This is a genomic window from Oceanimonas pelagia (assembly GCF_030849025.1).
Lineage (GTDB): Bacteria > Pseudomonadota > Gammaproteobacteria > Enterobacterales > Aeromonadaceae > Oceanimonas > Oceanimonas pelagia.
Genome location: NZ_CP118224.1, coordinates 26257 through 50063 on the forward strand (window position 1 = coordinate 26257; position 23807 = coordinate 50063).

A 23807-nucleotide genomic window follows, 5' to 3' on the forward strand; every position below is an offset into this window, starting at 1 on the left:
GTTTAATGCCCGAGGAGCCACCATGAAACTCAACCCCGCCCAGGATGAAGCCGTACGCTACATAGCCGGACCCTGCCTGGTGCTGGCCGGTGCCGGCTCCGGCAAGACCCGGGTGATTACCAACAAAATCGCCTACCTGGTGCGTCAGTGCGATTACTCCGCCCGGCACATTGCTGCCGTGACCTTTACCAACAAGGCGGCGCGGGAGATGAAGGAGCGGGTGGCGCAAACGCTGGGCAAGCGCGAGGCCCGGGGCCTGATGGTGTCCACCTTTCACACTCTGGGGCTGGAGATCATTCGTCGGGAGCACAAGACCCTGGGGTTAAAAGCAGGCTTTTCCCTGTTTGACGATCAGGATCAGCTGGCGCTGATCAAGGAACTCACCGAGAACGAATTGCAGGGCGACAAGGAAAAAATCTCCCGGCTGCTCTCCACCATTTCCAACTGGAAAAACGATCTGGTGCTGCCGCCCCGTGCCGCCCGGCTGGCCACCGATCCTGAAACCGTGCTGTTCGCCCGGTGCTACGAGCGCTACCAGCGCCACATGAAGGCTTACAACGCCCTGGACTTCGACGATCTCATTCTGATGCCCACCCTGCTGCTCAAGACCAATGCCGAGGCGCGGGCTTACTGGCAGAACAAGATCCGCTACCTGCTGGTGGATGAATATCAGGACACCAACACCAGCCAGTATGAGCTGGTCAAGCTCATCGCCGGCGAGCGCGCCCGCTTTACCGTGGTGGGGGACGACGATCAGTCCATTTACTCCTGGCGCGGTGCCCGGCCCCAGAACCTGGTGCTGCTGAAGGAAGACTACCCCAGCCTTAAGGTGATCAAGCTGCAGCAGAACTACCGTTCCCGGGGACGCATTTTGCAGTGCGCCAACATTCTGATCGCCAACAACCCTCATGTGTTCGAGAAGCAGCTGTTTTCGGAAATGGAATACGAGGCGCCGGTGCGGGTGCTGTTCGCCAAGAGCGAGGAGCACGAGGCGGAGCGGGTGGTGGCCGAGATCATGGGCCACAAGTTCATGAACGCCAGCAGGTTTGGTGACTACGCCATTCTTTACCGGGGTAACCACCAGTCCCGGCTGCTGGAAAAGGCGCTGATGACCAACCGCATTCCCTACAAGATCAGCGGCGGCACCTCGTTCTTCTCCCGCACCGAAATCAAGGACATCATGGCCTACCTGCGGTTGCTGGTGAACCCGGACGACGACAACGCTTTTCTGCGGGTGGTGAACACGCCGCGGCGGGAAATTGGCCCCACCACCCTGGAAAAGCTCGGCACCTACGCCAACCAGCGGGGCAAGAGCCTGTTTGCCGCCAGCTTTGAGCTGGGGCTGGAGCAGACTCTCACCGGCCGGGGGCTGGTGGCGGTGCGCGCCTTCAGCGACTGGCTGGTGCGGTTGGGCGACGAGGCCGCCCGGGGCAATGCGGTGGAAGCGGTGCGCGACATGATCAAGGACATTCACTACGAAGAATGGCTGTACGAAAGCTCCCCCAGCCCCCGGGCCGCCGAAATGCGCATGCAGAACGTCTCCACCCTGTTCAAGTGGGTCAGCCAGATGCTGGAGGGCTCGGAGCTGGAAGAGGCCATGACCCTGCCCCAGGTGGTGACCCGCCTGACCCTGCGCGACATGATGGAGCGGGGCGAAGACGAGGACGACGGCGAACAGGTGCAACTGATGACCCTGCACGCCTCCAAGGGCCTGGAGTTTCCCTTTGTGTTTATGGTGGGTATGGAGGAAGGCCTGCTGCCCCACCAGAGCAGCATTGACGAAGACAACATCGAGGAAGAGCGCCGCCTGGCCTATGTGGGCATTACCCGGGCCCAGCAGGCGCTGACCTTTACCCTGTGCCGGGAGCGGCGGCAATACGGTGAAACCGTCCGTCCCGAGCCCAGCCGCTTTCTGCTGGAGCTGCCCCAGCAGGATCTGGACTGGGAGCACAACCGCAAGCCCCAGAGCGAGGGCGAGCGCATGCAAAAGGGCCAGGCCGGCGTGGCCAGCCTGCGGGCCATGCTGAATCGAAAGACGTAAAAGGTAAGATGTCTGACGTTCGTCTCACGTCTTACATTTCACCCTTAATTTCAAAATAAAAAAGCCGCATTGCTGCGGCTTTTTTACTACGTGAACGGCGTGACTCAGATGGCGTTCATCATGTAGTCAACGGCGTTGGCGATTTCTTCGTCGGAGCAGTTGCCACAGGCGCCACGGGCCGGCATGCCATTAAAGCCGTTCAGGGCGTGATCCAGCAGGGTGTCACGTCCCTTGGCCACGCGCGGACCCCAGGCATCGGCATCACCCTTGATGGGTGCGCCGGCGGCACCGGTGCCGTGACAGGCGGAGCAGGCGGCGGTGTAAACCGCTTCGCCGCTGCGGGGCTCGGCGGGCTCGCCGCTGTTGCCGGTGGCGGCAGTGTCGACGATACCTTCCAGATCGGCGGCGGTATACACGCTGCCCACCGGCTTGGTGCGCTCGGCAATGGCTTCAGGCGACATATCATTGGCGGCGTAGGCCATACCACTCAGCGAAGCAGCGGCAACACCGGCAAGCAACAGGTTTTTAAACAGGCTCACCTTTTCATTCTCCCAGTTGGCGTTCATTGTTTTCCGTTAAACCCGGCGAGTATACCCCAAGAATCATGGTCATTAAATGCGCCGGACGGCGAATATCCCGATATTGGACCGGGGTTTAGCGCCTGAGCTTTATGTTATGATGTAGATTGTCTTGATATCAAAATGACTTTCGGGAAGAACCAAAAACAATGAACGACAACCACACGCAATCTACCAACGGCCTGATGGATCAGATCGATCGCATAGTGACCCTGTGGCAACGGGCCCGCCCCGATCTGAATTTTGACAGCACCCAGGTTATCGGCCGGGTGGTGCGGCTGGAATACTTCATCACCCGCCGGGTCTTGCAGGATCTGGCCCGCTTTGATCTCAATGTGGGCGAGTTCGACGTGCTGGCGGCGCTGCGCCGGCACCCGCCCTGTTTTCAGCTGTCTCCCAACCAGCTGCAGAGCATGGTGCTGATTTCTTCCGGTGCGCTCACCAACCGCATCAACCGGCTGGAAAGCCGGGGGCTGGTGACCCGGGCCCAGGCGGATCACGACCGTCGGGGGGTGATTGTCACCCTGACCGATGACGGCTTCAGGGTGGTGGAGGAAGCGGTGAAGAACCATCTGGCCGCCGAGGCCGAGCTGGCCGGCACCTTGTCTGCCGAAGAACAACAACAGTTTGCCGCGCTGTTAAAGAAAATGCTGCTGGCGGTGGAAGACTGAGGCAGGGCTCACCTTTCAGATACTCAATTGGCGACATTTCTTGTGGAAGCGTCGCCAATTTTTCATTCCCTGCCAATACTTGATACAGGTTGGTGACAGGGGCTTGCGCGCCCCTGTGCCCGATTGTCATATCAAGGAGGTGTTATTTGATGAAACTGTATTACAAGCCGGGAGCCTGCTCCCTGGCGCCGCACATAGTGCTGTGCTGGCTGGAGTCCCCCTTTGAACTGGAGCTGGCCGACACGCGGGATCCGGCGTTTCTAAAGATCAATTACATGGCCGCGGTGCCGGTGCTGATGACCGATGACATGGGCGCCCTGTACCAGAACAGCGCCATTCTGCGCTATCTGGCCCGCCTGCCGGAGGGCGAGCACCTGGGGCCGGGAACCGATCCCGTGTTGCAATACCAGTGCGACTACTGGCTGAGTTTTCTGAACGCCGATGTCTACAACGCCTTTGTGCCGTTTTTCGCCCCCCAGAAATACACCTCGGACCGCAGTTTTGCCGCCCACGATGCCATCAAGGCGGCGGTGCCTGCCCGGGTGGCGCCCTTTCTGCAGCGCATGGACAATCACCTGGCCAGCCGGACCTGGTATATGGACGAGCACAGAAGCATTGTCGACGCCTGCGCCTTTGCCTATGAATACTGGGCCACCCGGGTGCTGCCCGAGGGACTGAATGCCTATCCCCACTTGGCCCGCCACTTCCAGGACATGAAGGAGGACGCCGGCGTGCGCCGGGCGCTCGACGAAGAAGGCCTGGGTCTTTAACCCGCCTGGCGGGTTACAATCAACGCCGTGCCAATCACGGTAGCCAGGGCGCCCATCCAGGCGCCACCGGCGGGCCGGCGTTTCATCACCAGCCACAGCAGTGGCAGCACCAGCACCGGACTCACCGAGCTCAGCATGGCCACCATGCCCACTTCACCATAACGCAGCGCCAGCAAAATCAGGGTCATGCCCACCCCCATGGCCAGAAAGGCGTTCAGCGCCACCATGCCAAACACCGGCCAGTTAATGCGCTGCAGTGGCCTGGCCACCGCCAGCCCGCACCACAGCAGGGCCAGATGCGCCACAAAGGCCGTGGTCATGCGCACCGCTGAGGCCGCCACCGGATCCACGTTCCCCTCCATGATGGGCTTGACCATCAGGGTCGCCACCGACTGGCACAGGGCCGACAGCAGCCCAAGCGCGATGCCCGGCCAGGGGCTGCCGTTATCCTGCTCCCAGGCATGGGTTTCGCTGCCGCGCCGGCCAAAGAAAATGGCGGTCATCACGCCCCCCACCAGCAGCACGCCGCCGGCCAGCGCCCGGCCGCCGATACGCTCGTCAAACAGTGCATAACCCAACACCACCGAAAACAGCGCATGGGTGGCAAACAGCACGCTGGCCCGGCGCGGCCCCAGCCGGTTCATGGCGGCATAGAGGGCGGTGTCACCGATAAAAATGCCAATCAGTCCCGACGCCGCCATGATCCCCAGCGCCGGCGCATTCAGGCTGGCCCAGCCGCCGGTGATCAGGGCCGCGGCCCACAGCATGAGGCTGACGCAGAACATGCGCCAGCGGGAATAGGCAAAGGCGCCCAGGTGGCGGGCGGCACTGGCAGACAGCAGGCTGGACACGGCCCAGCAGGCGGCGGCCGCCAGGGCGAGAAAGTCGTAGGAAAACGGCATGGGGCAACAAACAAAAAAGGCAGGACGCCAGTCTAGCAAGTTTTGCCGCCAGACCAAGGCCAATTGCACCGCCGTCGCCGAGCGGGTTTAATAGCCGACACTCCCGAACGTACACAAGGGCTCTCATGCGCATTCTGCACACTTCCGACTGGCATCTGGGCCAGCACTTCATGGGCAAGACCCGGCTCGACGAGCACGCCGCCTTTCTTGCCTGGCTGGTCGAGCAGGTGCATCACCACAAGGTGGATGCGGTGCTGGTGGCCGGCGACATTTTCGATACCGGCACGCCGCCCAGCTATGCCCGCGAGCTGTACCACAACTTTGTGGTGGCCATGAGCCGCACCGGCGCCGGCCTGGTGCTGCTGGGCGGCAACCACGATTCGGTGGCCATGCTCAATGAGTCCCGTGAACTGCTGGATGCCCTCAGGGTGCGGGTGATCCCCGGGGTGCAGGCCGAGCCGGAGCAGCAGCTGATTACCCTGGTCAACCGGGCCGGCGAGCCGGCGGCGCTGCTCTGCGCCATTCCCTTTCTGCGCCCGCGGGATCTGCTGGAAAGCCGGGCCGGCGACAGCGCCGACGACAAAAGCCGGGCGCTGCAGCAGGCCATTGCGGCGCACTATCAGCAGCTGTTTGAACGGGCGCAGGCCCGCCGTGTTGCGCTGGGCGGTGAGCTGCCCATTATCGCCACCGGTCACCTCACTACCGTGGGGGCCAGCCGCAGTGACTCGGTGCGGGACATTTACATCGGCACCCTGGAGGCTTTTCCCGCCGGCGCCTTTCCACCTGCCGACTACATTGCCCTCGGGCACATACACAAGCCGCAAAAGGTGGGCGGGTGCGAGCACATTCGTTACAGCGGCGCGCCGCTGGCGCTGAGCTTTGATGAAGCCGGCCAGCAAAAGCAGGTGCTGCTGGTGGAACTGGGCACCTGCGGCCTGCAGAGTGTCACGCCGGTGCCGGTACCGGTGTTTCAGCCCCTGGGGCGGGTAACGGGCAGCCTGAAGGCGCTGGAAACGGCGCTGCCCGAGGTCGCCTCGGCGGGCACGGCGGAGCGCCCGGTGTGGCTGGAGGTGACCGTCACCGAAGACGACTACTTGAGTGATTTGCAGCCCAGGGTGCAGGCTCTGTGCGACGGGCTGCACGTCGAGGTACTGATGGTGCGCCGGGGCCGGCGCGAGCGCGGTGCGGCCCTGGTGGCCGAGCAAAAGGAAACCCTGAGCGAGCTGACCCCGCAGCAGGTGTTTGAGCGGCGGCTGGCGGTTGAGGAACTGGCGCAGGACGATGAAGCTGGGCTGACTGAGCTTTATGCTCAGGTGTTGGCGAGCCTGGAGGAGCCGGCATGAAAATTCTGAGCTTGCGGCTGAAAAATCTCAACTCCCTGCAGGGCGAGTGGAAAATCGACTTTACGCAGGCGCCTTTTGCCGACAACGGCCTGTTTGCCATCACCGGCCCCACCGGTGCCGGCAAGACCACCCTGCTCGACGCCATCTGCCTGGCGCTTTATCACCAGACCCCGCGCATGAAAACCGTGTCTGCCGGCAGCAACGAGCTGATGACCCGGCACACCGCCGACTGCCTGGCGGAGGTGGAATTTGAGGTCAAGGGCGAGGGCTACCGGGCCTTCTGGAGCCAGCGCCGGGCCCGGGGCAAGGCGAGCGGCAAGCTGCAGGCGCCCAGGGTGGAGCTGGCCAGGCGGAACGGCGAGATCCTTACCGACAAGATCAACGACAAGCTCAAACTGACGGAAACCCTCACCGGCCTCGACTTTGGCCGCTTCACCAAATCCATGATGCTGGCCCAGGGGGGCTTTGCCGCCTTTTTGCACGCCGACGCCAACGAACGCGCCGAGCTGCTGGAAGAGCTTACCGGCACCGATATTTACGCCCGCATATCCCAGCGGGTGTTTGAGCAGACCCGGGAGCATCGGCAGGCGCTGGCGCGGCAGGAGGCTCAGTTGCAGGGCATGGCCCTGCTTGAGGAGGATGAACGCCGGGCCATTGAGCAGCAGCGTGCCCGGGCTGCTCATGAGCTGGCCAAGGGGCAGCAGGCGCTGCAACAAACCCGGTCGGCGTTGCAGCACCGGCGGCAGTGGGATCAATGCGAACAGCAACTGGCCCAGGCTCGGCAGGCACATCAGCAGGCTCAGGCGGCGCTGAATGAAGCCGCGCCCGAGCAGCGCAAACTGGCGCAGAGCGAGCCGGCGGCCCGGTTGCAGCCGCAATGGCAGCAAGTGCAGCAACAGCGAGAAACGCTTACGGCCCTGAGTGCCCAGCGAGAGCGGCGCGAAACCGGCCTGAACACGCTTCTGGCGCAGCGCAACCGGTGCAGCTGGCAGGGGCTGTCGTTCAGTCGTCAGCATCATCAGGCCCTGCTGGCGCAGGATGAGCAGCTTGAACGGCAGTGCCGGCAACTGGCCTCGGCCATGGCGGCCAATACCGCCGGAGAACGTCTGGGTGAGCAGCTGGCGGGCTGGCGCGCCACGGTGGAACAACTGCACCGGTTACAGCAGCAGGCGCAGACATTGCTGGCCCGGCTGCGGCAAAACGATCAGGAGCAGCAGCGACTTGAAGAAGAACAACAGGCGCTGGGACGGCAGCGGCTGGCGGCGGAGCAGGCCCGTGAGCAGGCCGAACAGCTGTGCCGGCAACAACAGCAGGCGCTGACGCATGTGCTGGAGGGCGACAGCGAGGCCGGACTGAAGGCCCGGCTGCAGCAGCTGCGTCAGCAGCAGTCCCGGTGGCTGGCGTTGCAACAGGGAGATGAGCGGCTGCGAGAGTTGCGGAATGAACGGCACCAGGAGCAGCAGAGACTGGCCCGGCTTGAGCCCGAGTGGCAACAGGGGGAGCAGCAGCTGGCTCAGGTGCGTGAACGGTATCGCCTGCTCAAGGAGCAGGTGCGCGACAAGACCCGTCTGCTGGAGCAGGAAACACTGATCCGTTCGCTGGACGAGCACAGAAGCCGCTTGCAGCCTGGCGAAGCCTGCCCGCTGTGCGGCAGCCTGTCGCACCCGGCCATTGAGGATTACCGCAGTCTGGACGACGGCACCGCCAGGGAGTTGCAACAAAAACAGGCGGAGCTGGATGCCACCGAGCAACTGGGTACCCGGCTGGGCACGCAGCAGGCGGAGCACAAGGCGGCGCTGGAGCAGGCCAGACAGCGGCTGCACAGCCTGAACAAGGCCATTGAGCAGCACATGGCGCAGCAAACAGAGCGGGTGCAGGCGCTGGCCCTGCCCGCCGACGACTGGAGTGAGGCGCTGCATGAGCGCCGGCAGCAGCTGGCGCGGCTGGAGCAACAAAGCGAGCGGCTGGAAGCCGTCGCCGCTGCCCTGAACCGGGCGGTGCAGGCCAGCCAAGCCGCCGCCAGCCGGGTTGGTGAACTTGAGCACCAACAGCAGTTGCTGGCGCAACAGCAACAAGGCCTGCAACGTGAACGGCAGCAGCAGATCACCGAGCAGCAGGCGTTGGCAGGGCAAATCCATGCACTGGAGCAGTCGCTCACCGCCAGCGTGGGGCACCGGCCCGAGAGCTGGCATGGCTGGTTGCAGCAAACCGAGCGGCAGTGGCAAGGCTGGCAGCAACAGCAGCAGGCCATGCGCCAGCTGGAGAGCCAGCGCCAGCAACTGGCTACCGAGCTCGGCGAGGCGGCAGGCCTGGTCCGGCGCTGGCAGGAGCACTGGCAGGCGCTGGGGCTGCCCGACGGTGAGCCCGTGCGTGCCGCCGATCCACTGGCCAAGGCCCATGAGGCCGACGCCCAACTGCGGGCGCTCAGCGACGAGCTGCTGCGCCAGAACGCTCTGCTGGAACAGGAGCGGCAACAGCAGGCGCTCCTTGAGCAGACGCTCGCCGAGGCGTGCATCTCCTGGCAGCAGGCCCTGGCCGCCAGCCCCTTTGCCGACGAGGCCGGCTTCCTCGCCGCTTATCTGCAAGAGGACGAACGCCGGCAACTGCAAACCCGGCTGCAGGCACTGCAACAGGCACTGGCACTGGCGGCAGACCGGCTGGCCCAGGCCGAGCGGGCCTGGCGCCAGCTGGGAGACACGGCCCCCGAGGCGCTCGCGGTGTTACAACAGCGCGAAGACACTCAGCAGCAGGCGGAAAACGCGCTGCAGCAGCAACTGGGCCGGCTGGATGAACGGCTGGAGCACGACGCGGCCCAGCGCGGCCGGCAGCAGGCGTTGCTGGACGAGATTGAGCTGGCCCGCCATCGGTTGCAGCGCTGGGAGCAGCTCAACAGCCTGATCGGCTCTGCCGACGGTGCCCGCTACCGTCGCTTTGCGCAGGGGCTGACCCTGGAGCATCTGGTACATCTGGCCAATCGCCGGCTGGAACGGTTGCACGGTCGTTACCGGCTGGCCCGCAACGAACATGTTGAACTGGAGCTGTCGGTGATCGACACCTGGCAGGCGGATGTATCCCGGGATACCCAGACCCTGTCGGGAGGCGAGAGTTTTCTGGTGAGCCTGGCGCTGGCGCTGGCCTTGTCGGACCTGGTGAGCAGCAAGACCCGCATTGACTCGCTGTTTCTGGACGAAGGCTTTGGCACTCTGGACGCCGATACCCTGGAGGTGGCCCTGGATGCTCTGGATGCCCTTAACGCCAGTGGCAAGATGATTGGCGTGATCAGCCATATCGAGGCGCTGAAGGAGCGGGTGCCGGTGCAGATCAGGCTCAGCAAGGGCCAGGGGCTGGGATTGAGCCGGCTGGCGCCGGAGTTCGCTTTTAACGGTGAGGGGTAAAGGAAGAGAGGAGTGAGGGGACAGGGGTGAGAAGAAAATACCGGGGAGTTGTTGTGGGTCTCCTCACTCCTCACCCCTCACTGCGCAGGTAATAAAAAAGCCGGAGCAATGCTCCGGCTTTTACATTATCGGGAAACGTTACTCTGCGGTGATCAGTGCCGGAATGCCCGGCAGCATGCCCACGGCGGCCATGATGGCCAGCAGAATGACAAAGGTAATGCCCGGAATCACCCAGCGGTCCATCAGGCGCAGTTTCTTGCCGCGTTCCTTGTCGCCAATCAGGCCCAGATTGTCCAGCAGCATGGTCATGGACCAGCCGAACACCGGGTTCACAAAGGCGGAGGCGAACACCACTATGCCGGCCGACTGGCTGCTGGTGGTGTTACGGGTCATCTGCATGCCGGCTTCCAGCAGCGGCATGAATACCCCCACGATCAGCGCCACCCGCAGCACCGGCGCCCATACCGCCAGATCCATGGGATAACCCCAGAGCGCGGCGATCACGCAAAACAGCCCGGTGAGCACGGCGCCGGCGGGAATGGGGCGCTTGGCAATGGCGGCGGGGATCATGTAGGTGCCCCAGGACGACGCCAGGTTACCGCCGCCCAGCACGCTGCCCACGGCCTGACGTACCGAGGCCACGGCCATGGTGTCGTCCACGTTCATCAGCACCTTGTTGGCATTTTTCGGATAGTTCAGCTCCTGGAAGACCCGGTGACCCATAAAGTCGGGCGACCACATGGCTACCGCCAGCACGGCGAAGGGTGCCACGCTGATGAAGTGCTGCAGGCCGGGCCAGCCCATCTGCCAGCCGGTGTTGTCACCCCACCAGTAGGACGGGCTCAGGTGAGGAATGCCGGGCTCGGTGACAAACTCGAACGGCGCGCCCAGGACGATGGCGATGAGAAAGGCGATGCCGGAGCCGAGTGGAATGGACAGCCAGCGCATTTCCAGCCGGGCCAGCAGGGCATACATGATAATGGTGGCGAGGATCACCACAAAGGCGATGTAACCCATCTCCAGTCCGTTGGCCCAGGCGGTGAGCGCCTTGATCTGGCTGAGCAGGCCCATGGCACCGAGATAAATCAGCAGGCCGCCGCGCACCCCGTCGCTGGTGAGCGCCATCAGCTTGCTGCCGCCCTTGCTGATGCTGAGCAGCAGCCCCAGCAGGCCCACCATCAGTCCGAGTGCCAGCGGATGACCGCCGGAGGCGACGATCAGCGGGATCAGCGGAATCATGGGGCCGTGGGTACCGGCCAGGTTGGCGTTGGGGTTGATAAAGCCCGAGAACAAAATCACGAACAGCAGCGCCGCGATCAGCATTTCAAAGCGGACGTTCTCCACCACGAAGGCGTCGCTCAGCCCCAGCGGGCCGGCAAAGGCCGCCACCACGGCTGCGACCATCACGATTTTGCCGATGGTGGCCGCCAGCGCCGGCACCAGATCTTCCAGTTCAAAGCTGTAGTCGCGAAACGGCAGGTTGATGCCCCAGCGGCGGGGCGACATGATGGACAGCTCGTGCTCAAGATAGGCGGCCCGGTTGTCGAAGTGGCTGCGGGGTTTGCGCTGAGAGCGGTAGGTCTGGGATGGTGCATCAGACATGGTCATCTCCTCGATGAATAATACTTTCCCTGTTTAAGCGCTTGCCATCCTAAGGCCTGTTAACGGCTGTCACCATTGGACATAAGTCTTAAAACATTTTTGTTACATTTTGGTCTGGTGAAGGCTCACGACTTAAAAGGAGACCCTGATGATCACCCTGCATTATCTGGAGCATTCCCGCGCCCAGCGCGTTTTGTGGTTGCTGGAAGAGCTGGAGCTGGACTATCAGCTGGTGCGCTACCGGCGCGATGCCGATACCGGGCTGGCCCCCGGGAGCCTGAAGACCATACACGGGCTGGGCAAGTCACCGGTGCTGACCGACGGCGAGCTGACCCTCGCCGAATCGGGCGCCATTGTCGACTATCTGGCCCAGCGTTACGGCGCCGCCACCCTGCTGCCCGAGCGTGAAACCGCCGAGTGGTGGCAGTATGTGTACTGGCTGCATTACGCCGAGGGCTCGCTGATGCCGCCGCTGCTGATGCGTTTTGTGTTTGAACGGGTCAGGCAGGCGCCGATGCCGTTTTTTGTGCGCCCCCTGGTGGGCAAAATCGTGGCGGGGGTAAACAAGGCCTTTCTCGACGGGCAGATCCATACCCATCTCAACTTTGTGGCGGATCATCTGTCCTGCCACGAGTGGTTCGGCGGCACGCGGTTTGGCGCCGCCGACATTCAGATGAGCTTTCCCCTGGAGGCCGCCATGCACAGCCCGGCGCTGGCCGACCGTTTTCCCCGGTTGCGGGCCTATGTGAATGCCATTCAGGCCAGGCCGGCCTACCGGCGGGCACTCAAGGCCGGTGGCGACTACCGTTACGGGCCGGACATTTGATGGCACTTCACGCAGCCGGTAGCATGACGGCTCATGCCAACAACACGGGTAGCAATAATGAACGAGGTCAAGGATCTGGAAGGCTGGCTGATGCCCTGGCTCAACCAGTATGTGCCCCAGTTTGCCAAGCTGGCTTACACCGGCATTGCGCTGGGGTTGATTGTGATAATGTCTCTGGGCATTCACTTTGTGCTGCACCGGGTGGTGCTGCGCTGGGTTGAAGGCCGGACCCGCGGCACTCAGCGCATCTGGCGGCGGGCCTTTTTCGAGCGCAAGCTGTTTGGCCGGCTGGCGCTGACCCTGCAGGGCATCATCATTTATATTCAGGCCGGGCTCTGGCTGGAAAGCGGCACGCTGCTGCTGCCCTCCATTCAGACCGCGGCCAATTTATGGATCCTGCTGTATGCCCTGCTGTCGCTCTATTCCCTGCTGGATGCCCTGCTCGATATTTTTCGCCAGCGTCCGGCCATGCGTGCCTTTCCGCTGCGGGGCATTTTTCAGAGCGTGAAACTGCTGGCCAGCATTTTTATTGGCCTGCTGATTGTTTCTACCCTTATCGGCAAGTCGCCGGTGATTTTGCTGAGCGGCCTGGGCGCCATGACGGCGGTGCTGATGCTGGTGTTCAAGGATCCCATTCTGGGCCTGGTGGCGGGCATTCAGCTCTCTGCCAACGACATGCTGGCGGTGGGCGACTGGCTGGAAATGGGCCGCTACGGTGCCGACGGCGAGGTGATTGACATTGGCCTGACCACGGTCAAGGTGCAAAACTGGGATCACACCATTACCACCATTCCTACCCATGCCCTGATCTCCGACTCCTTCAAGAACTGGCGTGGCATGAGCGAGTCGGGTGGTCGGCGTATCAAGCGCAGCCTGCGACTCGATGCCACCAGCGTGCGCTTTCTTGACGAAGAGGACATTCGCCGGCTGCAGAAGGCACACCTGCTCGATGGTTACCTCAGTGACAAGGTGCGGGAAATCAGCCGCCACAACAGTGAGCAGCCGGCCGACATGAGCTCGCTGGTCAATGGCCGGCGCCTGACCAATCTGGGTACCTTTCGGGCCTATCTGGCGGCCTTGCTGCGCCAGCACCCACATATTCATCAGCAGATGACCCTGATGGTGCGCCAGCTGGAGTCCGGCAGTGAGGGCATTCCCATTGAGATCTACGCCTTTACCAGCACCACCCGGTGGGCGGAGTACGAGAACATTCAGGCCGATATCTTTGATCATATCTTCGCCGTGCTGCCCGAGTTTGATCTGCGGTTGCACCAGAATCCTACCGGCTTTGATCTGCGCATGCTGGCGGGAGTGTCCGCGGCGGGGTCATACAAAAAAGTGGTATGAACAGGGCATTACCCCGCCCGGTTCCGGAGGCAGGTAACGGGCTGTGCGATGCCACGGCCCGGTTCTCACCACCACGGCGACATGGCCAGGAAAGTGTCTATTTACCGGGCTGATGAAATATCAGCCGCCTTCTTAGGTCGCACGGTTATAACAGGGTCAGTGGACATGGGTTCTCGAATGGGTTCTTTCTAATTTTTATGAGTAAATACAGGCTCGTCCGGGTATTACCTGGGCTATATTAAGAATCGAATGAAACTGTGCTGATAAAAGGAGTAATATTCATGTCCCAGGCAAGTTTCAAATGGGGTTTTCATCTTCGCCTTGTTGCGCGGTAATATAGACTCGAATGTTGCTTTTGTTGCAGTTTTAATAATTTTTATTTTATTTTGTTGATCATTTCTATTTTATATTTCCATTCGGTTTTAATCCGCTCGCTTTTGCTACTTCGCTTAAAAAACTCTTCGCTAGTCTTAATGTCAGGGTTAACCAGAAAACCCTGAATTCGCCCGATGTGAAACGTTCTGATTACATGCGGTGGCGAGTTGGTAGACACACAAGCAGACACAAAGCAAAAGAGGGATTTTACCATGTCTATTAAAAACAAAACATTGGCGGTAATGATTGCTGCCGCACTGGGTATTTCATTCGGTGCATCGGCTGGTGACAGAGACTGGCGAGGTGGTGGCGGTGGCGGCGGCTCGGAATGCTGCCGCGGCGGTACCGATAATACCAATGATGACGGTAATCAGGCAGTAGACAGATCAGCAGTATATGATATCGATCTGGATTATAAGAAACTGACCAAGAATATTAATAAGGATATTCTGAATGGCTGGGACAACAGTGTCAGAATTAAGCTGGACACCAAGCTGAATTACCAGAAAAACTTTACCTTCCAGGGTGGGCATACTGGCGATACTGTATCGTTTTCTGCCGCAGGGTCTCATGCTGACTCCGGTGCTGCTAACCTGGGCTTTATGAAGCAAAAGGCTGATAATGATGCACTTGGCGTCGGGGTCGGCTTTGGTGCCGGTCTGGGAGCCGCCTCCAGTGAAGCCAACGGTGGTGATACCAGTGGTCGTTTCCCCCCAGGCCTTGGCAACAAGCATCGTCGCCATGGTGGTCGTGAAGACGGTGGCAGTGATGTAGACAGCGGTGACGCCGGTGGTGCCGGCTACGGTGCCGGTTTGGGTGCCGGTGCCGGTATGGCCAAGCTGAAGGCAGCCCAGAATCTTGACCAGCAGGCGGCTTCCGCATCCTGGTCCAAGGCTTACTCTGTTTCCATGATCAAGTCTGGTGATAACAATATCGGTAATACCGGCCCGACTTACGGTATTAACGTTCAGCAGGGTATCTCTGGTCAGAGTGCCCTGGGTAACCAGAGCGTGAATGTTAACTCTAGTATGCAGTTCTAAACTGATATGCCGGCTCCTCGGAGCCGGCTGGTTGCTGGAGGGAACCATGAAAAGGATAATACTGCTGTCAGCAATACTGACCTTTCCTGTTCTGGCTGAAACTGACTTCGAAAAACTTTCCGTAATGGATGCAGCCGCCCTTGGCGACAGTCGGGGCATGTTTTTCGATAACCACGAGCAGGATAATACTACAGTACAGGCTGGGGTTGCAGGTGATGTAACCAATAGTATCACGGGGCGTAATAACATTTCACCGGGAGCATTTCAGGGTGCCAATGGTATTATGCTAATCAATCTGACCAGCGGCAACTCAAATGTCACCAATATGAGTGCTTCGGTTAACGTGATTATGGCCAAGTGACTATGACTAAAAAAATACTAATATTAATGGCTCTGTTTCCGGCGGTCAGTTTTGCACTGAATCTTCCGGGGGCAGGAGGTGCCAGATTAAGGGTTCCTGTTCAGAGCTTTGCAGAGATAAAGTTTGGAGAGGTGGTGAAGCAGCAATACGACTTCAGTTGTGGCTCTGCGGCATTGGCCTCTCTGCTTTCTCATCATTATGCGATGAGTGTTTCTGAAGAGGAAGTGTTCGAAGATATGTTCAGATTCGGCGATAAGGAGAAGATCGAGAAGTTTGGTTTTTCAATGTTGGACATGAAGCGTTTTCTTTCCCGTCGGGGGCTTTCATCCGAAGGTTACCGAATGACAAGGGAGGATATCACCAGCCTGGGCCTGCCGGCCATCGCGTTGGTTAATTATGATGGTTATAACCACTTTGTTGTTATAAAGGGAATATCCAATGACAAGGTTTTAATCGGTGACCCTTCTCTTGGATTGCATATTACCGATGCTGAAAGTTTTGATAAGAGCAGCAATGGCGTGTTTCTTGTTATCAAGGACAAGGTTGAGCTGGCTCGTGCCGGTTTCAACAAAAAGGAAAACTGGGAGCACTCTGCACCCAATGCTCCCACCAGCATGGCGTTACGTCAACGGTTGCCTCACCTCACGGAGTTGATGCTGCCGGCAGATAAGCTCTATTAAGGCTTTTTAGCAAGGAGAATATCATGAAATGGCTAGTGGTTTTTGCTTTACTGCCAGTAATAGCCTTTTCCAGACCTCAATATGACAGTTTTAACGGTGTTGCTGTTGTGCCCGAAAATGAACTTGCTGAGTATAGAGGAGGCTTCCTGCTGCCAGGAATTAATTATTCAATAGGTCTCAAGATGGAGGCTCTGGTTAATAACAAGACGGTGTTTTTTAGTAATGTTTTCGATGTCAATAATAATCGGCTGGTGCTTCCCGCGGTAACGGGTTTGCCAAGTGGCATGAGGGTGGACGCGCTTGAAGGTGATGGCCAGCTGGGCTACATCATCAGGAACTCGACCAATGGCAATCGGATTGATGTGAAGCTGGATATCAATGTAGTGACGCCACGTTCGGTAGAAAGCTATCGGTTTAATCAGGGAGTTACAAGGATGCTGGATGCTGCCCGCGTACATGGATACTAGAAATCATACCTGTATTTTAATATCCCCCGTTATAACTTTTCAGCTATAACGGGGTGTTTTATTAGAGGATGCGCTTATATATAACATTCCCTTCGTGTTGCCATATCAAGCTCCATTTGTATCTTTTCATGGCCTTAAAAATAAACCTTTCATCTGAAAGCAGCAGGTTGTAATCAGGCTTGTCTGTAGGTTTCAAACAGGCTTGATCAATTTTTTTATCTTTTCTATCAGCCGGTTGTCTGTTTTTTGTGAGGCCTTGAATTGTACGCCGGGAAACTGTCCTATATTCATAGTCATTGTCAGGTTTGAGTGTACAAGGAGGTACAAGATGGCTCTGGACAGGGAGGTTCTGATACTGCAGCCCGTTTCCGAGCGATCTGGTACGCGTATATGGGATTGCCAGCGATCCGACTGGAGTATTATCAGGCACAGTAACCTGGACACGGCCGGTGCCTATCTGACTTCCTCAGGAACCTCGGTGGCCATTCTGGACTGCCGGGGAATTGAATCCCCAGGCCAAAAACTCAAGCGCTGGATGGACGGACACCAGGGTGTTTACTGGGTGGCCATCTTGTCGCCAAATCAATTGCTGAAGGAAGAATGGCAGCTATTTGTTGCCACCTATTGTTATGATTATCACACATCACCGGTGATAGACAATATGCTGGCCATTACCCTGGGCAGGGCGTATGGCATGTCGAGAATTAAAGGAAGCCTGAGCTTAACCTTTGAAAAACAGGGGCTGATTGGCAACCACGAAGATTTCCAGAACGTGTTGATCTTCCTTCAGTCCTTTCGGGGTCATTGTCTGACGCTGGTGGGTGAGAGAGGGGTGGGCAAGGAGTTGATAGCCCGGTGCCTGGCAGACATCAAAGGGTGTTGCTTTATATGTGTGGATGCGGCAAAGGACAGCAATAGCGAGTTTCTTTCCGATCTGTGCGATGCGCCGAACTGCAAGTCGAGCGATGGTATCTGCCTGTATCTTTTTAATGCCGATGAGGCATCGGACAGCATGCAGCATCTTATTGCATCACAAAGTTATTCCGAACACTTCCTGGTTATTTATGGCTTTGGCAAGCCCATTGACGCAGTTGATGATAAATCAAGGTGGAATCCGGGCTTCCTCGTTGCACTAAAGAGTAACCTTATCAAGGTACCACCACTGAGGGAAAGGGGGAAAGACAAACTTCTTATTGCAAAGCACTATCTTCAAAAAATAGGCAGGGAGAGGGGTAAGTTCATGTCTGGTTTTACCTCTCAGGCGGAAGAAGCCATTGAAAGATATCATTGGCCAGGTAATGTCGATGAGTTGATTGAGCGGGTCAGAGCCGGGGTTGAACATTGTCACTCCGAGCATCTTTCGGCAGAAGTGATGGGCATGGCTAAACTGATAAGGGTAAAGGAGAGCGACTTCAGTTTACGCCGGGCCAGAGAGGAGGCGGATGCCCTTGCCATTGAAAGAGTGCTCGAACTGGTTTCTGGTAGTACTGGTAAAGCGGCAGAGCTGTTATGTATTTCCAGAGCGTCATTGCATCGTTTAATTGCTAGATATGGAATCAGGAGATAACGATGAAAAAAAGGATATTTTTCGCCGGCTTGCTGTTAACCACCGTCAGCGTCGCCCATGCTCAGGACAAGCAAGTGGTCGATGCCATTGCCAGCTCCCTGAATACCACCGGCTTATTGACGCCCAAGGGGCAGCTTGAAGTAGAACCCTCTTTTAGCTATGCCCAGAACTCATCAACCCGAGTTTCTATTCTTGGTTACAGTGTGCTGCCGGCTATTGTTGTTGGTTTGATACAGGCAGAAGATCAGGATTTGGCTACCTTTACTTGGGGGTTAGGAGCCAGGTATGGTCTGACAGACAGAGTAGATATTGAACTCAGGGTGCCATGGGTTTATCGTTATGACAGCTATCGGTTTAGAGATCCCAATGAACCGACCTCTGGCTCAAGAACCTTTACTTCTAACGGAGGGGCGCTCGGCGACGTTGAAGCAGCCGTTCGTTATCAATTTAATCTTGAATCAGCACCCTTTTGGATTGGTGGGATTAGATTGAAGTCTGATACCGGACGCTCTCCTTTTGATGAAGAGTTGAATAGTATAGGTTATTTTAAACGCCCCCCAACTGGTAGTGGTAGCTGGTCTGTAGAACCGAGCATGACATTGATTTATCCTACAGATCCGGCTGTTCTCTTCGGAACGGCAGGGTATACCTATAATTTCGAAACGACAGCTGATAGAGATCTTAATGGAGATGATCAAACCGGTGACAAGGTCAAACTGGGTGATAGCATTTTTCTTGGGATGGGAATGGGTTTTGCAGTAAATAACAGGTTGTCATACAGTTTGGGCATAAACCATAGAACCGTACTAAAGTCTAAAATAAATGGTCGTAATGCCCCCAATAGCAAGATGTTGCAGCTTGACAGCCTGAGCGTTGGTTTTTCATTGATTTTGACTGAAAAAACGACGCTTAACATGAACCTGCAGGCCGGCCTGACAGAGGATGCGCCCGATGTACAGGTAAACTTCAGTCTGCCAATCACCTTTTAAACAAATAACCCTCTCTGAAAAGGGCCGTATTGCGGCCCTTTTGTGTTCTGGGTAATTTACGGCTTGTTCGGATGGTTGGGGTAGCTGGCGGTGCCCAGCACGCTGCCGTTCACTTCCTTGCCGTACTGGCTGTAGCCGCCGTGAAATTTCTCTACGGTTTCTTCCAGTGAGCCGTGGTTGCGCGGATCCTGCGGGCGCTCGTGGGTGTCGAGGAACATGGCCACGTCCCAGGCCTGCTGCTCGGTGAGTTTTTCCGGCTGGCCCAGAGGCATGTTCTGGTGAATGAAGTAGGCGGCGGTATTCACCCGTTGCATGCCGGCGCCCCAGTTGTAGGTGTCCGGGCCCCACAGCGGCGGAAACACGTAACGGTTGTTGACCTTCTGGCCCTCTCCATTGGCACCGTGGCACACCGCACACTCCTGCTTATACACCTGTTTGCCACGAGCGATATCGGGGGCCTGTTCCGGCTCGGGCAGCTTGGGATAGCCGCGGCCCGGAGTCTTGAAGTCGGCGCTGCCGCCGGCATTCAGATAGCCTTGAGTAAAGGGAAAATCGTCACGTTTGCCGCCCTTGAGCAGATCTTCATCGCCGGGAATGGCCATCTCGGCCGGATTGAACTGCTCGCCGGTGAGGGTGCCTTGGGCCAGCCAGTAGGCATAGGCAGACAGATCCACCAGTACCGGGCTCATGTGTTCCGGCGGGGTCCCGTTCATGGAATACAGAAAGCAGCCCTGAATGCGCTCTTCATAGCTGTTGATACGGTTGTTCTTTTTGCGGTAGGCCGGATAGCTCATGTAAGCAGCCCACAGCGGTGCGGCGTTTTCCTTTTTGCCGCCGTCCATGTGGCAGTTCACGCAGTTCAGGCCATTGCCCACAAACTCCGGCGCCAGTGCCTGGGTATTCACGAAATAGTTGTAACCGCGAATGATTTTTTCGCCGAACTCGCCTTCGGGCAGCTTGTCCCAGCCCGGCGGTGCGGGGTAGTCGCCGGTGGCCCTGCCGACCGGCAGTTCTTCCTGAATGGCCAGTTTGGCGGTGTCCACGGCATGAGCCGCGGTGATGCCGGCCAGTGACAGGCCCAGCATAATGGCAGAGATTCTGATCATGTTACTGGCCTCCCAGGCTGGCGAAGTAGCTGGCAACGGCGGTGATTTCTTCCGCGGTCAGTTTTTTGGCCACCGGCGCCATCAGGCCGTGGGGATCGGCGGCGCGGCTGCCGCTTTGCCAGGCCCTGAGCTGGCTCTCTATGTAGTCGGCATGCTGGCCCGCCAGCCGCGGAAATACCTCGCCCACGCCAACCCCTTCGGGACCGTGGCAGGCCACGCAGCTGGGAAGATTACGCTGCCAGTCGCCCTGATAGGCCAGTCTTTCACCGGTTGTCATGGTATGCGGGGCCGGCTTCTCTCCCCGAAAGGCCGGGTTTTCGGGCAGGGGGACCGGGAGGCCGGCGAACCACTGGCTTACTGCTTCAATGCCGGCGTCGTCCAGCATCATGGCCATGGGTTTCATGATGGCGTTATCGCGTTCGCCCTGCTGAAAATGGCGCAGCTGTGCCGCCAGGTAGGGCGCCGGCATGCCGGCAATGGATGGCGCCACGTTGGCCATGCCCAGGCCCGAGGCCTGGTGACAACTGACACAGGTGGCGGCCTGCGCTGGCATTTCTGCCATCACAGGAACGGCACTGGCTCCCAGCAAGGCTCCCAGTAGTATGGTTCTGGTCATTGTTATTATCCCTGGTTTCAAGGTAGGTGTTACTCAGGGCCAATTCTAGAACCCGCAACGCGGAGCGAGTATACGTATTTTCCACATAAACAGCAGGTTCTTTATGGTTTTAAAACAAAAAGCAGACGCCGGAAGATGGGGGGCTCAACGCGAGCCGGCCCGTTCCCGCCACAGCAGCCACAGCCGGGTATCCAGCTCCAGCTGGTGATAGTCGGGCTCCATGTGGCAGCACAGCTGATAAAAGGCCTTGTTGTGCTCCTTTTCCCGAAAGTGGGCCAGCTCGTGCACCACTATCATGCGCAGAAATTCCGGCGGCCCTTCGCGAAACAGCGCGGCCACGGTAATGTTGTTGCGGGTCTTGATCCTGCTGCCCTGCAGGTGTGCCTGGTAGGTGTGCAGGCCCAGCGCCTGTTTCACCACGTTGAGTTTGCTGTCGTAGCGCACCTGGCTGAGTGGCGCCGCCTTTTTCAGATAGCGGCTTTTCAGTTCGCTGACAAAATCGTACAGGGCCCGGTCGTTTTGCACCGCATGGGTGGCGGGGTATTTGCGTTCCAGATACAGGCCCAGCCGGCCACTGGCGAGCAGCTCGGCGGCCTGTTGCTGCAGGGTGGCCGGGTAGCCGGCCAGATAATTGGGAGTACTCAACGGGGCTCTCCGCAGGGGGTCATGAGCCCATTATAGAGTGAAGCGCTGATCAGGCGTAGCGCCGGCCCAGGGCCACGCAGGCCACCACGCCGAGGCAAATCCAGACGGCCTGGGCCGAGACGGGCTCACCCAGCAACAAGGCCGCCAGCCAGAGGGCGCCAAAGGGCTGCAACAGCTGGGTCTGGCTCACCAGGGTCACCCCGCCCATGGCCAGCCCCCGATACCAGAAGAAAAAGCCGATAAACATGCTGACCGAGCTCAGATACAGCATGCTCAGCCAGCCCGGCAGTGCCACCCGGGTGGCCGGCCAGCTGGCCCAGACAATGGGCAGCAGCAGCGGCAGCGACAGCACCAGGGCCCAGCAGATCACCTGCCAGCTGCCCAGTTCCTTGGCCAGCCGCGCCCCTTCAGCGTAGCCCAGGCCGCACAGCACGCAGGACAGCAACAACCACAGATCCGCCAGTTGCCAGTGCCCCTCGGCCTGCTGGCCGGCGTAGAACAACACCAGGGCGGTGCCGGCCACGGCGCACAGCCAGAATCCGGCGCGGGGGCGGTGGTGATGCAAAAAGGCGCCGAACAGGGCGGTGCACAGCGGCAGCAGGGCGGTCACCAGCACGCTGTGGGTGGCCGATACCGTTTCCAGCGCCACCGACGACAGCAACGGGTAGCCAAACACCACCCCCAGTGCCACCACGCCCAGCCGGGGCCACTGGTGCCATGCGGGCAGGCGCTGGCGTGTAACCAGTAACAGCAGGGTGGCGAATACCGCGCCCAGGGCGGCACGGCCGGCGCCGGTGAACAGGCCCGACATGCCCGCTTCCACCGAAATCCGGGTTGCGGGCAGGCCGGCAGAAAACAGCATCACGGCCAGCACGCCCCAGGCCATGCCTTGCAGCGGGCGGGGGGCCGGGGAAGACAGTGCGGAAGCCTGGTTCATGATCAATATCCTGATAACAAGGGTGGAACAACGGAGCGCTTGTGTTTGGGCATCATAATCGCTTTACTACCGGACAATCAGGACACTTTGTCCGGTATTGACCCAAGTGTACAGGTAACATGGCCATGACAATTTCCACCGCCGACTGGGCCTTTGACAAGGCCAGCAGTGAGCCCTTTGTTGAGCAACTGGTGCGCCATGCCACCCAGGCAGTGGCCGAAGGGCGCTGGAAACCCGGCGAGCGGCTGCCTTCCATTCGCCTGCTGGCCGAACGGCTGGGGGTCAGCCGCTTTACCGTGGCCGATGCCTACGAGCGCCTCGCCGCCGCGGGCCTGGTGGTCAGCCGGCAGGGCAGCGGTGTGTATGTGGCGCGCAGCACCCAAACCCGCCGGCTGGCGCTGGAGGTGGATGCTTCCGCCAGCGCCATGGCCCAGGAGGTGATTTTGTTGCGCCGGGTGATGGACACCGAGCGTTTTTCCCTCAAGCCCGGCAGCGGTTGTTTGCCCGCCGACTGGCTGGGCGATGGTGACATTCGCTCGGCGCTGCGGGAACTGGCCCGCCAGCCCGCGCCGCTCACCGAATACGGCAGTGCCCAGGGGCATCCGGCGTTGCGCCGGCAGCTGGGATTGCGCCTGGAGCGGCTCGACATTCCTGCCGATCCGGCTCAGATCCTGATGACCAGCAGCGCCTCCCACGGGCTGGATCTGGTGATGCGGGCGCTGGTGCGGCCGGGCGACCGGGTGCTGGTGGACGACCCCGGCTTTTACAATTTTCAGGCGTTGATCCGGCTGCACGGCGCCGTGCCGGTGGCACTGCCCCGGGATGAGGAAGGGCCGGAGCTGGCGGCGCTGCGGCTGGCGCTGGAGCAGCACAGGCCGGTGCTTTACCTCACCAACTCGGTGCTGAGCAACCCGCTGGGCGCCAGCGTCAGCCGGAGCCGGGCACACCGGGTGCTCAGCCTGCTGGCGGAGCGCCGCTGCTGGCTGCTGGAAGACGATATCTACGCCGACTTCGACGTGCAGCACAGCCTGCGTTACGCCAGCCTGGCCGGGTTCGACCGGCTGGTGTATCTGGGCAGCCTGTCGAAAACCCTGTCGGCGGATTTACGGGTGGGGTTTCTGGTGGCCAGCCCGGCGCTGATCGCCGAACTGACCGACATCAAGCTGATCACCGGCATGTCCACGCCACCTTCCACCGAAACCATCATGTACCGTTTGCTCACCGGCGGGCGCTATCGCCGCCACGTGGAGCAGCTGCGGCGTCGGCTGGATGAGGTGCGGGAGCCCACCCTGGCGCGCTTTGAATCGCTGGGGTTTGAGGTGATGCACCGGCCGGCGGGGGGCTTTTTTGGCTGGTTAAGGCTGCCTTCTGGCCTGAGTGCCTCCCGGCTCAGCCTGCGGGCGGCGGAGGAGGGCATGTTGCTGGCGCCGGGGCGCTATTTCAGTCACCAGCCCGACGCCGACGGCTACATGCGCATCAACATGAGCCACTGTCCCGATGCACTCTGGCCCCGGCTGGAGCAACTGATGGCTGAGGTGAGCGACTGAGT

General features: G+C 59.5%; 21 protein-coding genes. 14 read left to right on the top strand and 7 right to left on the bottom strand.

Annotated elements, in window-relative coordinates:
• The first annotated feature begins 22 nt into the window (after positions 1-22).
• The gene (gene rep, locus PU634_RS00140; protein ID WP_306762066.1) at positions 23-2041 is read left to right on the top strand and encodes a DNA helicase Rep; all 2019 of its coding nucleotides are present in this window, start codon (positions 23-25) and stop codon (positions 2039-2041) included.
• Positions 2042-2145: 104 nt separating this feature from the next.
• Here rep and PU634_RS00145 read toward each other — a convergent pair whose 3' ends face one another.
• Positions 2146-2607 (bottom strand): c-type cytochrome, encoded by a 462-nt coding sequence (locus PU634_RS00145; protein WP_306762067.1) that lies wholly within the window; start codon positions 2605-2607, stop codon positions 2146-2148.
• A gap of 161 nt (positions 2608-2768) precedes the next feature.
• Here PU634_RS00145 and PU634_RS00150 point away from each other — a divergent pair, with 161 nt between their 5' ends.
• Positions 2769-3290 (top strand): MarR family winged helix-turn-helix transcriptional regulator, encoded by a 522-nt coding sequence (locus PU634_RS00150; protein ID WP_306762068.1) that lies wholly within the window; start codon positions 2769-2771, stop codon positions 3288-3290.
• A 149-nt stretch (positions 3291-3439) separates the two neighbouring features.
• The gene (locus PU634_RS00155) at positions 3440-4060 is read left to right on the top strand and encodes a glutathione S-transferase family protein (protein ID WP_306762069.1); all 621 of its coding nucleotides are present in this window, start codon (positions 3440-3442) and stop codon (positions 4058-4060) included.
• On the opposite strand, the gene PU634_RS00160 is transcribed toward PU634_RS00155, so the two are convergent.
• Positions 4057-4962 carry a DMT family transporter gene (locus PU634_RS00160; RefSeq protein WP_306762070.1) on the bottom strand — a complete coding sequence of 302 codons (906 nt, stop codon included), beginning with the start codon at positions 4960-4962 and terminating at the stop codon, positions 4057-4059. The two genes, PU634_RS00155 and PU634_RS00160, sit on opposite strands and share 4 nt — an antisense overlap.
• A 125-nt stretch (positions 4963-5087) precedes the next feature.
• Here PU634_RS00160 and sbcD point away from each other — a divergent pair, with 125 nt between their 5' ends.
• Entirely contained in the window at positions 5088-6305 is a 1218-nt protein-coding gene (gene sbcD / locus PU634_RS00165) for an exonuclease subunit SbcD (protein ID WP_306762071.1), read from the top strand.
• Positions 6302-9700 (top strand): exonuclease subunit SbcC, encoded by a 3399-nt coding sequence (gene sbcC, locus PU634_RS00170; RefSeq protein WP_306762072.1) that lies wholly within the window; start codon positions 6302-6304, stop codon positions 9698-9700. Before sbcD ends, sbcC begins: the two co-directional genes overlap by 4 nt.
• A 138-nt stretch (positions 9701-9838) precedes the next feature.
• Here the strand turns inward: sbcC and PU634_RS00175 are convergent, their stop codons facing one another.
• Positions 9839-11302, bottom strand: a complete 1464-nt coding sequence (locus tag PU634_RS00175) for a DUF3360 family protein (protein WP_306762073.1) — start codon at positions 11300-11302, stop codon at positions 9839-9841.
• Positions 11303-11450: 148 nt separating this feature from the next.
• Here PU634_RS00175 and PU634_RS00180 point away from each other — a divergent pair, with 148 nt between their 5' ends.
• From PU634_RS00180 to PU634_RS00215, 8 genes are all read left to right on the top strand, one after another.
• Positions 11451-12128: a glutathione S-transferase gene (locus PU634_RS00180; protein WP_306762074.1), complete on the top strand. Its 678-nt coding sequence runs from the start codon at positions 11451-11453 to the stop codon at positions 12126-12128.
• A 90-nt stretch (positions 12129-12218) separates the two neighbouring features.
• Positions 12219-13475 (top strand): mechanosensitive ion channel family protein, encoded by a 1257-nt coding sequence (locus tag PU634_RS00185; RefSeq protein ID WP_306763631.1) that lies wholly within the window; start codon positions 12219-12221, stop codon positions 13473-13475.
• Positions 13476-14062: 587 nt separating this feature from the next.
• Positions 14063-14890 carry a hypothetical protein gene (locus PU634_RS00190; protein WP_306762075.1) on the top strand — a complete coding sequence of 276 codons (828 nt, stop codon included), beginning with the start codon at positions 14063-14065 and terminating at the stop codon, positions 14888-14890.
• Between the two features lie 46 nt (positions 14891-14936).
• Positions 14937-15251 carry a hypothetical protein gene (locus tag PU634_RS00195; RefSeq protein WP_306762076.1) on the top strand — a complete coding sequence of 105 codons (315 nt, stop codon included), beginning with the start codon at positions 14937-14939 and terminating at the stop codon, positions 15249-15251.
• Between the two features lie 2 nt (positions 15252-15253).
• The gene (locus PU634_RS00200) at positions 15254-15931 is read left to right on the top strand and encodes a C39 family peptidase (RefSeq protein WP_306762077.1); all 678 of its coding nucleotides are present in this window, start codon (positions 15254-15256) and stop codon (positions 15929-15931) included.
• Between the two features lie 23 nt (positions 15932-15954).
• Positions 15955-16398 (top strand): hypothetical protein, encoded by a 444-nt coding sequence (locus PU634_RS00205; protein ID WP_306762078.1) that lies wholly within the window; start codon positions 15955-15957, stop codon positions 16396-16398.
• Positions 16399-16726: 328 nt separating this feature from the next.
• Positions 16727-17965 (top strand): VpsR-related response regulator, encoded by a 1239-nt coding sequence (locus PU634_RS00210; RefSeq protein WP_306762079.1) that lies wholly within the window; start codon positions 16727-16729, stop codon positions 17963-17965.
• A 2-nt stretch (positions 17966-17967) separates the two neighbouring features.
• Positions 17968-18954, top strand: a complete 987-nt coding sequence (locus PU634_RS00215; RefSeq protein ID WP_306762080.1) for a transporter — start codon at positions 17968-17970, stop codon at positions 18952-18954.
• 56 nt (positions 18955-19010) lie between these two features.
• Here the strand turns inward: PU634_RS00215 and PU634_RS00220 are convergent, their stop codons facing one another.
• From PU634_RS00220 to PU634_RS00235, 4 genes are all read right to left on the bottom strand, one after another.
• Positions 19011-20060 (bottom strand): c-type cytochrome, encoded by a 1050-nt coding sequence (locus PU634_RS00220; RefSeq protein WP_306762081.1) that lies wholly within the window; start codon positions 20058-20060, stop codon positions 19011-19013.
• Position 20061: 1 nt separating this feature from the next.
• Positions 20062-20676 carry a c-type cytochrome gene (locus PU634_RS00225; RefSeq protein WP_306762082.1) on the bottom strand — a complete coding sequence of 205 codons (615 nt, stop codon included), beginning with the start codon at positions 20674-20676 and terminating at the stop codon, positions 20062-20064.
• 144 nt (positions 20677-20820) lie between these two features.
• The gene (locus PU634_RS00230) at positions 20821-21321 is read right to left on the bottom strand and encodes a M48 family metallopeptidase (RefSeq protein WP_306762083.1); all 501 of its coding nucleotides are present in this window, start codon (positions 21319-21321) and stop codon (positions 20821-20823) included.
• A 49-nt stretch (positions 21322-21370) separates the two neighbouring features.
• Complete coding sequence (locus PU634_RS00235) at positions 21371-22258, bottom strand: DMT family transporter (protein WP_306762084.1); 888 nt, start codon at positions 22256-22258, stop codon at positions 21371-21373.
• A gap of 125 nt (positions 22259-22383) precedes the next feature.
• Here PU634_RS00235 and PU634_RS00240 point away from each other — a divergent pair, with 125 nt between their 5' ends.
• A complete protein-coding gene (locus tag PU634_RS00240; RefSeq protein ID WP_306762085.1) occupies positions 22384-23805 on the top strand; it encodes an aminotransferase-like domain-containing protein in 1422 nt (473 codons plus the stop codon).
• The last annotated feature ends 2 nt before the right edge of the window (positions 23806-23807 follow it).

Coding starts and splice junctions, on each gene's coding strand:
- PU634_RS00150 (WP_306762068.1), top strand. CDS start 2,769: ATGAACGACAACCACACGCAATCTACCAACGGCCTGATGGATCAGATC.
- PU634_RS00225 (WP_306762082.1), bottom strand. CDS start 20,676: ATGACCAGAACCATACTACTGGGAGCCTTGCTGGGAGCCAGTGCCGTT.
- PU634_RS00185 (WP_306763631.1), top strand. CDS start 12,219: ATGCCCTGGCTCAACCAGTATGTGCCCCAGTTTGCCAAGCTGGCTTAC.
- rep (WP_306762066.1), top strand. CDS start 23: ATGAAACTCAACCCCGCCCAGGATGAAGCCGTACGCTACATAGCCGGA.
- PU634_RS00205 (WP_306762078.1), top strand. CDS start 15,955: ATGAAATGGCTAGTGGTTTTTGCTTTACTGCCAGTAATAGCCTTTTCC.
- PU634_RS00155 (WP_306762069.1), top strand. CDS start 3,440: ATGAAACTGTATTACAAGCCGGGAGCCTGCTCCCTGGCGCCGCACATA.
- PU634_RS00180 (WP_306762074.1), top strand. CDS start 11,451: ATGATCACCCTGCATTATCTGGAGCATTCCCGCGCCCAGCGCGTTTTG.
- PU634_RS00240 (WP_306762085.1), top strand. CDS start 22,384: ATGACAATTTCCACCGCCGACTGGGCCTTTGACAAGGCCAGCAGTGAG.
- sbcC (WP_306762072.1), top strand. CDS start 6,302: ATGAAAATTCTGAGCTTGCGGCTGAAAAATCTCAACTCCCTGCAGGGC.
- PU634_RS00215 (WP_306762080.1), top strand. CDS start 17,968: ATGAAAAAAAGGATATTTTTCGCCGGCTTGCTGTTAACCACCGTCAGC.
- PU634_RS00235 (WP_306762084.1), bottom strand. CDS start 22,258: ATGAACCAGGCTTCCGCACTGTCTTCCCCGGCCCCCCGCCCGCTGCAA.
- sbcD (WP_306762071.1), top strand. CDS start 5,088: ATGCGCATTCTGCACACTTCCGACTGGCATCTGGGCCAGCACTTCATG.
- PU634_RS00220 (WP_306762081.1), bottom strand. CDS start 20,060: ATGATCAGAATCTCTGCCATTATGCTGGGCCTGTCACTGGCCGGCATC.
- PU634_RS00200 (WP_306762077.1), top strand. CDS start 15,254: ATGACTAAAAAAATACTAATATTAATGGCTCTGTTTCCGGCGGTCAGT.
- PU634_RS00175 (WP_306762073.1), bottom strand. CDS start 11,302: ATGTCTGATGCACCATCCCAGACCTACCGCTCTCAGCGCAAACCCCGC.
- PU634_RS00210 (WP_306762079.1), top strand. CDS start 16,727: ATGGCTCTGGACAGGGAGGTTCTGATACTGCAGCCCGTTTCCGAGCGA.
- PU634_RS00145 (WP_306762067.1), bottom strand. CDS start 2,607: ATGAACGCCAACTGGGAGAATGAAAAGGTGAGCCTGTTTAAAAACCTG.
- PU634_RS00190 (WP_306762075.1), top strand. CDS start 14,063: ATGTCTATTAAAAACAAAACATTGGCGGTAATGATTGCTGCCGCACTG.
- PU634_RS00160 (WP_306762070.1), bottom strand. CDS start 4,962: ATGCCGTTTTCCTACGACTTTCTCGCCCTGGCGGCCGCCGCCTGCTGG.
- PU634_RS00195 (WP_306762076.1), top strand. CDS start 14,937: ATGAAAAGGATAATACTGCTGTCAGCAATACTGACCTTTCCTGTTCTG.